Source organism: Streptomyces sp. NPDC055239 (assembly GCF_053606205.1).
Genome location: NZ_JBSGRD010000006.1, coordinates 472,860 through 482,579, shown reverse-complemented (window position 1 = coordinate 482,579; position 9,720 = coordinate 472,860). Strand labels below are relative to the sequence as shown.

Here is a 9,720-nt window from a genome sequence, read left to right as displayed (position 1 = left end):
CTGGCGTTGACTTTTGGCACGCTGTTGAGTTCTCAAGGAACGGACGCTTCCTTTGTACTCACCCTCTCGGGCTTTCCTCCGGGCGCTTCCCTTCGGTGTTTCTTTTTTGTCTTGCTGTGTTTCGTTCTTGCGTTTCCGACTCTATCAGACTCTTTCGTGTCCGATTTTCCTCGGTGCCTTTCAGGTTTCCGCTCCGGCCTTTCGGCTTTTGCGTTTCCCTTTCCGGCGAGTCCGACTTTATCAGAAGTTTTCGGTCGGTCTTACCGGCCTGATGTTTCTGATTTATCGGGTGCGGCTTCTTGGCTTATGAGATTCAAGAAGCAGGCAGATATTAACTGTTGCCACCGGACTTGTCCAGTTCTAGGCAACTGTTCGAATCTACCTCCCCGGTCCTTCCGTGTCAACGGTTTTCTTGGGGCGTCGAGGAGACTAGCAGGCCAGCGGGGTCCGATGCACATCACGCCGCAGTGGGGACCGTTGCGCTGCGCTCAGTGGGGTCGAGGTCGCCCGTGGCACCGGCTCGTGCTGCTCTGCCGCCCAGGACGAAGACGTATGCGAGGAAGGCCAGTTCAGCGGCGATCCCGATGCTGATGCGGGCCCAGGTCGGCAGGCCTGAGGGGGTGACGAAGCCTTCGATGGCGCCGGAGACGAACAGGACCAGGGCCAAGCCGACGGCCATACCGAGGGCAGCTCGACCTTCCTCGGCGAGGGCCGTTCGGCGTGAGCGCGGGCCCGGGTCGATGAGGGTCCAGCCGAGCCGCAGGCCCGTGCCCGCGGCTACGAAGACCGCCGTCAGTTCCAGAAGGCCGTGCGGGAGGACCAGGCCGAGGAAGGTGTCGAGGCGGTCGGCTGAGGACATCAGGCCGATGCCCACGCCCAGGTTCAGCATGTTCTGGAAGAGGATCCAGATGACGGGGAAGCAGAGGAAGGCGCCCAGGACCAGGCACATGGCCGCTGCTTGGGCGTTGTTCGTCCATACCTGCGCGGCGAACGAAGCCGCTGGGTGGCTCGAGTAGTACGTCTCGTACTCGCCGCCGGGGCGGGTGAGCTCGCGCAGGTCGCCGGGGGCCGCGATGGAGGCCTGGACCTCGGGGTGCGTGGCGATCCACCAGCCGATGACGGCCGCGAGGACCGTCGAGAGCAGGGCGGTGGGGACCCACCAGCGGCGGGAGCGGTAGACCGCTGCCGGGAAGCCGTGCGTCAGGAAGTGCGTGGCGTCGCGCCAGGAAGCACGGCGGGTGCCCGTCACCGCACTGCGCGCGCGTGCCACGAGGCGCGTGAGGCGGCCGGTGAGTTGCGGGTCCGGGGCGCTGGACTGGATCAGTGAGAGGTGGGTGGCCGTGCGTTGGTAGAGGGCGACGAGTTCGTCGGTCTCGGCTCCGTTGAGGCGGCGCTGGCGGCGCAGCAGAGCGTCGAGTCGGTCCCACTCGGCTCGGTGGGCGGACACGAATACGTCGAGGTCCATTAGGTGGCTGCTCCTCGTACTGCGGCGCGATGCTGCCTCAGCTTGGCAGACTGGCCGTTCCGACGGCAGGGCAGGGAAGGGCGGCTGGCGTGAGTGAGCTTGTGACGGGCGAGGCGGTGGCGCTCGAGCTGCGCCCGGCGAAACTGCCGAGCCGGGGGCTCGCCGTACTGATCGACTTGGCGGTGGCCTGGGCGGTCTACCTGGGGGTGACCGTGGGGATCGTGGCCTCTACGTCCTCCTTGGACGACGCGGCGGCCGCGGCGGTCGCCGTCGCCAGCTTCGTACTGATCCTGGTCGGTGGGCCGATCGCGGTGGAGACGCTCAGCCATGGGCGGTCGCTCGGCAAGATGGCGTGCGGGCTGCGGGTGGTGCGGGACGACGGGGGGCCGATTCGTTTTCGGCACGCGTTGGTGCGGGGCGCGGTGGGGGTCGTCGAGATTCTGCTGACGTTCGGGGTCGTCGCGTGCATCGCCTCGCTGGTGTCTGCGCGCGGGCGGCGCCTTGGAGATGTGTTCGCAGGGACGCTTGTCGTGCGGGAGCGGGTGCCCGTCGGACAGACGGCTTTCATTCCTCCGCCGCCGCCCTGGCTTGCGGGGCGGTTCTCCGGGCTCGATCTGTCCGGGGTGCCGGAGGCGCTGTGGCTGGCGATCCGGCAGTACCTGACGCGGATGGGGCAGCTGGATCCGCAGGTCGGCTGGGCGATGGCCGAGCGGCTTGCCGGTGATCTCGCGGAGCGTACGGGGGCGCCTGCTCCGCAGGGTGTTCCTCCGGCGGCGTACCTGGCGGCGGTCGTGCAGGAGCGGCAGGCGCGGGATGCTCGGCGGGCGTTCGGTGGGAGTAGGAGTGGCGTCGGGAACGGGGGCGAGGGGTCGGCTCGTTCGGGGTACGCGGTAGCGCCGGGAGTTGCTTCTTATCCGGCCTACCCTGCCGGTCCGGCCGGACCTGGGGGCGCTGAGGAACCTCGTGATGCGGCCCCGCCCGTCAGGCAGGACAGTGCCGGCACTGGGTTCGTGCCGCCCGCGTAGGGGTCGGGTGGGGGCTGGGGTCAGGTGAACGTCGAGGGCGGGGATTCGAGGTTCTCGAGCTCGATGCCGGGGGCGGAGAGTACGACGTCGCCGGTGATGTGGATGGCGTGCTGCTCGCCGGTGTCCAGGGCTGTGACCTGGTATTCGTCCACGATCAGCGGGCCGTTGTCAGTGGTGTGTGCTTCGCTTTTCAGCAGGGCCCAGGACTGGTCGAGGGTGCGGGGTGCGAGGACCGGGTCGGTGAAGGCGACGAGGCGGACGCGGGTCGCGGAGGAGGCGGGGGTGAGGCGCAGCAGGCGGGTGGTCGCGATGAGGAATGCGGGGGATGTGCCGGTGAAGGCGTGGGCGGGGGCGTTGTCTTCCGTGGCATGGGTGCCGGTGGGGTCGGTGCGGACCCAGGTGACGCCGTCGATGGCGGCGGCGCGGATCTGCCAGTCCCCCGCGTGAAGTTCGAGGCGGATGGGGCGGCCGAGTTCGTCGAGGGCCAGGTCGACGGAGCCGGTGGGCTCGCCTGAGGGGGCGTTCCGCTGGGAGACGTAGCGCCAGCCGGAGGGGCCCGGGGCGCAGTGGAAGTGTTCCTCACCGAGGGGGGTGTGGTCGTGCGGGTCGTGGAGCGAATAGTGGCCGCGGGGCATGGGGGCTCGGTCCTTGTCGGGGGTGGTGGTGGGCGGTGTAGGCCAGGGGCGGATTCCTGTCCGCGGGGCAGGGCCTGGGGCGGATTCCTGTCTGCGGGGCGGCGAGGGCCGGGGACGGACTGTCTGCACGCCGGGTCGGCCCCGCTTCACCCCCGTTCCTGCCCCGCGCCCGTCCTCACGCCCGCAGGCCCCCGCCTGGTGGGCGAGGGCCTGCGGGATGCGATGAGCGAGTGCCGGGGCAAAGAGCCCTATGTGGCCGGCTCGGTCAGTAGCGGTAGTGGTCCGGCTTGTACGGGCCCTCTACCTCGACGCCGATGTACGAGGCCTGCTCGGGGCGGAGCGTCGTGAGCTTCACGCCGAGCGAGTCCAGGTGGAGGCGGGCGACCTTCTCGTCGAGGTGCTTGGGGAGCACGTAGACGTCGGTCGGGTACTCCTCCTGCTTGGTGAACAGCTCGATCTGGGCCAGGGTCTGGTCCGCGAAGGAGTTGGACATCACGAAGGACGGGTGGCCCGTCGCGTTGCCCAGGTTCAGCAGGCGGCCCTCGGAGAGCACGATGAGGACCTTGCCGTCGGGGAACTTCCACGTGTGGACCTGCGGCTTGACCTCGTCCTTGACGATGCCGGGGATCTTCGCGAGACCGGCCATGTCGATCTCGTTGTCGAAGTGGCCGATGTTCCCGACGATCGCCTGGTGCTTCATCTTGGCCATGTCCGAGGCCATGATGATGTCCTTGTTGCCGGTCGTCGTGACGAAGATGTCGACCTTGTCGACGACGTCGTCCAGCGTGGCGACCTGGTAGCCGTCCATCGCCGCCTGGAGCGCGCAGATCGGGTCGACCTCGGTGATGATCACCCGGGCGCCCTGGCCGCGCAGCGACTCGGCACAGCCCTTGCCGACATCGCCGTAACCACAGACGAGAGCGGTCTTGCCGCCGATGAGGACGTCCGTGGCGCGGTTGATGCCGTCGATCAGGGAGTGGCGGCAGCCGTACTTGTTGTCGAACTTCGACTTCGTCACGGCGTCGTTCACGTTGATCGCCGGGAAGAGGAGGGTGCCGTCACGGTGCATCTCGTACAGGCGGTGGACGCCCGTCGTGGTCTCCTCCGTCACGCCGCGGATCTCCGAGGCGACCTGGGTCCACTTCTGCGAGCCCTCGGTGATGGTGCGGTTGAGGAGCTGCAGGATGACGCGGTGCTCGTCCGACTCGGCGGTGTCCTCGGAGGGGACCTTGCCGTCCTTCTCGTACTCGACGCCCTTGTGGACGAGGAGGGTGGCGTCGCCACCGTCGTCCAGGATCATGTTCGGGCCGCCGGTGGGGGTGTTCGGCCAGGTCAGCGCCTGCTCCGTGCACCACCAGTACTCCTCGAGGGTCTCGCCCTTCCAGGCGAAGACCGGGATGCCCTGGGGGTTGTCCGGGGTGCCGTCAGGGCCGACGGCGATGGCCGCGGCCGCGTGGTCCTGGGTCGAGAAGATGTTGCAGGAGACCCAGCGCACCTCGGCGCCCAGGGCGACCAGGGTCTCGATGAGGACGGCGGTCTGCACGGTCATGTGCAGCGAGCCCATGATGCGGGCGCCGGCCAGCGGCTTGGTGGCCGAGAACTCCTTGCGGATCGACATCAGGCCGGGCATCTCGTGCTCGGCGAGAGTGATCTCCTTGCGGCCGAACTCGGCCAGGGAGAGATCGGCGACCTTGAAGTCCTGGCCGTTGGTGAGAGTCGTCATTGGCGAGCTGCTCCTCGTGGGGTTGATCGAGGGTGGGTGGACATGGCTGACCTGCGACGACGGCATGGAGAAGCACCGGCGCGCAGCAGCGCAGTCCGTCGGAGGCCCTCTCTCCCTCGGCCGGTGCCCGTGCAGGCACCGCCCGACCGCCATCAGCAGCGACGTCTGGCTCGGTCACAAAGCTACACCGATTGGCCCAGCGAGCCCCAGCCCGCCTCCCCGGGCGCGGTGGCGGGCGCCGTGGCGGGCGGGGCGCCGCGGATCGGGCCACGGACAGGGCTACAGACCTGCTCATTAGGGACCTTTGCGCTTTTGAACCTGTCCGCGGGTGTTGCAGGATGCCTTGAGATCGGGAACATTTGCGCGATCTTGTTTGACGAAGGCGTTAGGAGATCCACGTGACCCATCCGGCCGATCCCCCCATAGGCGGGAGCAGCGGCGAGCAGAAGAAGCTCAAGCTGCTCGCGGTGACCGCCTGTCCGACCGGTATCGCCCACACCTACATGGCGGCGGAGAAGCTCTCGCAGGCCGCGGAGAGCCTCGGCATCGACATGAAGGTGGAGACGCAAGGCTCCATCGGCGCCGAGAACGTACTGACTGACAACGATGTCAGGGATGCTGACGGAATCATCATCGCCGCCGACAAGGACGTCGACCGCGGCCGTTTCGTGGGCAAGCGCGTGCTGTCCGTCGGGGTGTCCGAGGGCATCAGCCACCCGGAGCGGCTCATCGAGCAGGTGCGGAGCGCGCCGGTGCACGGCGGAGGCGGGGGCGGCGGATCCGCCGAGCCGCTCTCCAGCGGTGGCGGCAAGGAGCGCAGCCTCGCCTACAAGGCGCTGATGAACGGCGTCTCGTACATGATTCCGTTCGTCGTGGTCGGCGGCCTTCTGATCGCGATCTCGCTGTCGCTCGGCGGGCACACGGACCCCAAGGGCGGGCTCGTCATCCCCGACGACTCGTTCTGGATGCACGTCAACCAGATCGGTGTCATCGGCTTCACGCTGATGGTGCCGATCCTCTCCGGCTATATCGCCTACGCGATCGGCGACCGGCCCGCGCTCGTGCCCGGCATGATCGGCGGCTGGATCGCCAACACGGGCGATCTGTACGACTCCAAGGCGGGCGCGGGCTTCATCGGGGCCATCGTGACCGGCTTCCTCGCCGGTTATCTGGTGCTGTGGATCAAGAAGATCAAGGTCCCGAAGTTCGCCCAGCCGATCATGCCGATCATCGTGATCCCCATCGTCGCGACGACGGCACTCGGCCTCTTCTTCATCTACGTCATCGGGAAACCGATCTCGTGGATCTTCGAGCATCTGACCAGCTGGCTCAGCGGCATGACCGGGACCAGCGCGATCCTGCTCGGCGCGATTCTCGGGCTCATGATCGCGTTCGACATGGGCGGTCCCGTCAACAAGACGGCGTTCCTGTTCGGCGCGGGGCTCATCGCCACCGGCAACCAGACCGTCATGGGCATGTGCGCCGCCGCGATCCCGGTCATGCCGCTCGGGCAGGGCCTCGCGACGCTGATCCGCAAGCGCCTCTACAGCGAGCAGGAACGAGAGACCGGTCTTGCCGCCTTGTTCATGGGCTTCTTCGGGATCTCGGAGGGTGCGATTCCGTTCGCCGCGGCCAGGCCCGCGCAGGTCATTCCCGCGAACATGCTCGGTGGCGCCGTCGCCGGTGCGATCGCAGGACAGGCGGGCGTCGAGGACGCGGTGCCGCACGGCGGGCCGATCGTGGCGGTTCTGGGTGCCGTCGGCGGTGTACCGATGTTCTTCATCGCTGTCGCCATCGGCTCCGTCGTCACCGCCCTCACCACGGTCGCCCTGGTCGACCTCAGCGAGCGGAAGCGGCGCGGGGCGCCGGTCGTCGATCTGCCGGGCGGGCCTGAGCCGGTGCTCGCGGGAGTGGGAGCAGGAACGGGAGTGGGAGCGGGAGCCGGTGCCGGTGCCGTCGTCTCCGGGGCGTCCGCTGCCCCTCAGAAGGTGCCTGCGGCGGCAGCCACGCCCTCCCAGGAGGAGGACGAAGTCCTCTCCGGATATCTCACCGAGCAGACCGTGAAGGTCCAGCTCGACTCCGCCGACAAGGACTCCGCGATCCGCGAGATGGCGAACCTCCTTGCCGCCACCGGCAAGGTCACCGACGTCGAGGAGCTCGTGCGGACGGCGCTGCGCCGCGAGGACCAGGGCACCACGGGGCTCGGCGAGGAGATCGCCATCCCGCACGCCAAGACCGATGCGGTGACCTCGCCGGTCGTCGGGTTCGCGCGGTCGGCGGAAGGCATCGAGTGGGGTGCCATCGACGGTACGAAGGCCAAGCTCATCTTCATGATCTCCGTGCCGGAGGCCGCAGCGGGCGACGAGCACCTGCGCATCCTCGCGCTGCTCTCGCGGAAGCTGATGGACACCGGGTTCCGTGAGCGTCTCGAGGCGGCGCCCGACCAGGCGGCGATCCTCGAGGTGCTGCGCGAGGTTCAGTAGCCGTTGGCAGAGTTACGTGGCCGGTGGTCGAGTTACGTCGATGGGGCCCCGCACCGTGCAGGTGCGGGGCCCCATCGACGTACAGGCACATCCTGGAGAGGTCAGTGACCGCCCGGTGCCTTCGCCGGGTTCGTGCCGTCGGCGGCGGCCGTCTCGCTGTAGATGTCCGGCTCCAGGTAGATCACGCGGGCGATCGGGACGGCCGCGCGGATGCGCTCCTCGGCGGCGTTTATGGCGGCGGCCACCTCGGCGGCCGTGTCGTCGTGCTGCACGGCGACCTTGGCGGCGACGAGGAGCTCCTCGGGGCCGAGGTGCAGGGTACGCATGTGGATGACGCGGGTGACCGTGTCGCCGTCGACCAGGGCCTTCTCGATCTTCTCGACCTCGTCCGTGCCCGCGGCCTCGCCCAGGAGCAGGGACTTGGTCTCCGCGGCGAGGACGATCGCGATCAGGATGAGCAGGATGCCGATGCAGAGCGTGCCGATGCCGTCCCAGACGCCGTCGCCCGTGCCGATCGCCAGGCCGACGCCGGCCAGGGCGAGGACGAGACCGACAAGGGCGCCCAGGTCCTCCAGGAGCACGACAGGCAGCTCGGGGGCCTTCGCGCGGCGGACGAACTGCGTCCAGGTGAGGCTGCCGCGCGTGTGGTTCGACTCCTTGATGGCCGTACGGAAGGAGAAGCCCTCGGCGATGATCGCGAACACCAGGACGCCGACCGGCCAGTACCAGTGCTCGAGTTCGTGCGGGTGCTTGATCTTCTCGTAGCCCTCGTAGATCGCGAACATGCCGCCGACCGAGAAGAGCACGATGGAGACCAGGAAGGCGTAGATGTAGCGCTCGCGGCCGTACCCGAAGGGGTGTTGCGGGGTCGCCTCGCGCTGCGCCTTCTTGCCGCCGAGGAGCAGCAGCCCCTGGTTGCCGGAGTCCGCGAGCGAGTGCACGCTCTCGGCGAGCATCGACGACGAGCCACTGAAGATGAACGCGACGAACTTCGCCACCGCGATCGCGAGGTTCGCGGCGAGTGCCGCGACGATCGCCTTTGTTCCGCCTGACGCGCTCATGTGTGCCCGTTGTCCCTTCGCCTACGTACTCGCATGCCTACTCGCCTGCGTACGTTCGTCGTCCACCGTCGGCAGCGCTGCTTTGCCCGCCCTTTGCGGTGGGTCATTGTTGCAGCACGCGGCGCTGGTGGTGCGTCAGGCCACCACAGTGGCACGGAAGACCGTGCCGACTCCGGACACTTCGGCCTTTTCGTCCGCGGACACGAACACCGACTGTCCGGGCGCGAGTTCCCCGGCGTCGCCCACGCGGACCGAGCCCGCGACGCAGAGCAGGATCTGCGGTGTGGCGGCCGTGAGGTCGTGCGGTGCCGCGCCGTCGGGCAGGACGAAGCGGGAGAGGCGGAACTCGTCGATGGGGGTGGAGTAGATCTCTTCGCCGTCGGGCGTCGCCTCCGGGCGCAGGATGCCGGGGGCGGTCGGCTCGAAGCGGACGATGCGCAGGAGTTCGGGCACGTCGACGTGCTTGGGGGTCAGGCCGCAGCGCAGCACGTTGTCCGAGTTCGCCATGATCTCCACGCCGAGGCCGTCGAGGTAGGCGTGCGGGACTCCGGCGCCGAGGAACAGGGCCTCGCCCGGCTGGAGCCGGACGTGGTTGAGGAGCATCGCCGCGATGACGCCCGGGTCGCCGGGGTAGTGGCGCGCGATGCCCGCGTACGGGGCGTAGGCGCCGCCAAGTCGCTCGGCGGCCTCGGTGACCTCGGTGACGGTCGCGGCCATCTCTTCGGGGTCCGCGGTCAGGACGGCCGTCAGGACCTCGCGCAGGGCGCCTTCCTCGGGCTTGGCGTGCAGGAGGTCGACGTACGGCTTCAGGGAGTCGACGCCGAGTCCGGCAAGGAGGTCCGCTGTCTCGACGGGGTCGCGGAAGCCGCAGAGGCCGTCGAACTCCGTGAGCGCGCAGATCAGTTCGGGCTTGTGGTTGGCGTCCTTGTAGTTGCGGTGCGGGGCGTCGACGGGGACGCCGCGGCGCTCCTCGTCCTCGTAACCCTCCCTGGCCTCCTCCAGATTGGGGTGGACCTGGAGGGAGAGCGGGGCGCCCGCCGCGAGGATCTTGAGGAGGAAGGGCAGGCGCGGGCCGAACTTGGCGACGGCCGCCCTGCCGAGTTCGTGTCCCGGGTCCTCGTCGATCACCTTGTCGAGCGGGCCCCGCTCGGTGCGCGAGGGCGCGCCGGGGTGGGCGCCCATCCACATCTCGGCCTGCGGCTCACCGGTCGGCTCGGCGCCGATGAGCTCCGCGATGGCGGTGGTGGAACCCCAGGCGTAGGGGCGGATGGTGTTGGTGAGGCGATCCACGGAGGGGGTCTCCCTTACTTACTCACGAATGTACGTAC

Annotated in this window: 7 protein-coding genes; 2 read left to right on the top strand and 5 right to left on the bottom strand. The window is 68.7% G+C overall.

Annotated elements, in window-relative coordinates; genetic code table 11:
• Positions 1 to 457: 457 nt before the first annotated feature.
• Positions 458 to 1,465 carry a stage II sporulation protein M gene (locus ACWFRJ_RS22420; RefSeq protein ID WP_453533494.1) on the bottom strand — a complete coding sequence of 336 codons (1,008 nt, stop codon included), beginning with the start codon at positions 1,463 to 1,465 and terminating at the stop codon, positions 458 to 460.
• A gap of 89 nt (positions 1,466 to 1,554) precedes the next feature.
• Here ACWFRJ_RS22420 and ACWFRJ_RS22415 point away from each other — a divergent pair, with 89 nt between their 5' ends.
• Entirely contained in the window at positions 1,555 to 2,490 is a 936-nt protein-coding gene (locus ACWFRJ_RS22415) for an RDD family protein (protein ID WP_453533491.1), read from the top strand.
• Between the two features lie 20 nt (positions 2,491 to 2,510).
• Here the strand turns inward: ACWFRJ_RS22415 and ACWFRJ_RS22410 are convergent, their stop codons facing one another.
• The gene (locus ACWFRJ_RS22410) at positions 2,511 to 3,125 is read right to left on the bottom strand and encodes a hypothetical protein (RefSeq protein WP_453533488.1); all 615 of its coding nucleotides are present in this window, start codon (positions 3,123 to 3,125) and stop codon (positions 2,511 to 2,513) included.
• A 265-nt stretch (positions 3,126 to 3,390) separates the two neighbouring features.
• Positions 3,391 to 4,848 carry an adenosylhomocysteinase gene (gene ahcY, locus ACWFRJ_RS22405; protein WP_453533485.1) on the bottom strand — a complete coding sequence of 486 codons (1,458 nt, stop codon included), beginning with the start codon at positions 4,846 to 4,848 and terminating at the stop codon, positions 3,391 to 3,393.
• 398 nt (positions 4,849 to 5,246) lie between these two features.
• Between ahcY and ACWFRJ_RS22400 the strand changes: the two genes are divergently transcribed.
• Positions 5,247 to 7,331, top strand: coding sequence for a fructose-specific PTS transporter subunit EIIC (locus ACWFRJ_RS22400; RefSeq protein ID WP_453533482.1), 2,085 nt, complete (start codon positions 5,247 to 5,249; stop codon positions 7,329 to 7,331).
• 101 nt (positions 7,332 to 7,432) lie between these two features.
• Here ACWFRJ_RS22400 and ACWFRJ_RS22395 read toward each other — a convergent pair whose 3' ends face one another.
• Together ACWFRJ_RS22395 and manA are read right to left on the bottom strand one after the other, a co-directional pair.
• Positions 7,433 to 8,392: a cation diffusion facilitator family transporter gene (locus ACWFRJ_RS22395; RefSeq protein ID WP_453533479.1), complete on the bottom strand. Its 960-nt coding sequence runs from the start codon at positions 8,390 to 8,392 to the stop codon at positions 7,433 to 7,435.
• Positions 8,393 to 8,527: 135 nt separating this feature from the next.
• Positions 8,528 to 9,682: a mannose-6-phosphate isomerase, class I gene (gene manA / locus ACWFRJ_RS22390; RefSeq protein ID WP_453533477.1), complete on the bottom strand. Its 1,155-nt coding sequence runs from the start codon at positions 9,680 to 9,682 to the stop codon at positions 8,528 to 8,530.
• Positions 9,683 to 9,720 lie beyond the last annotated feature (38 nt).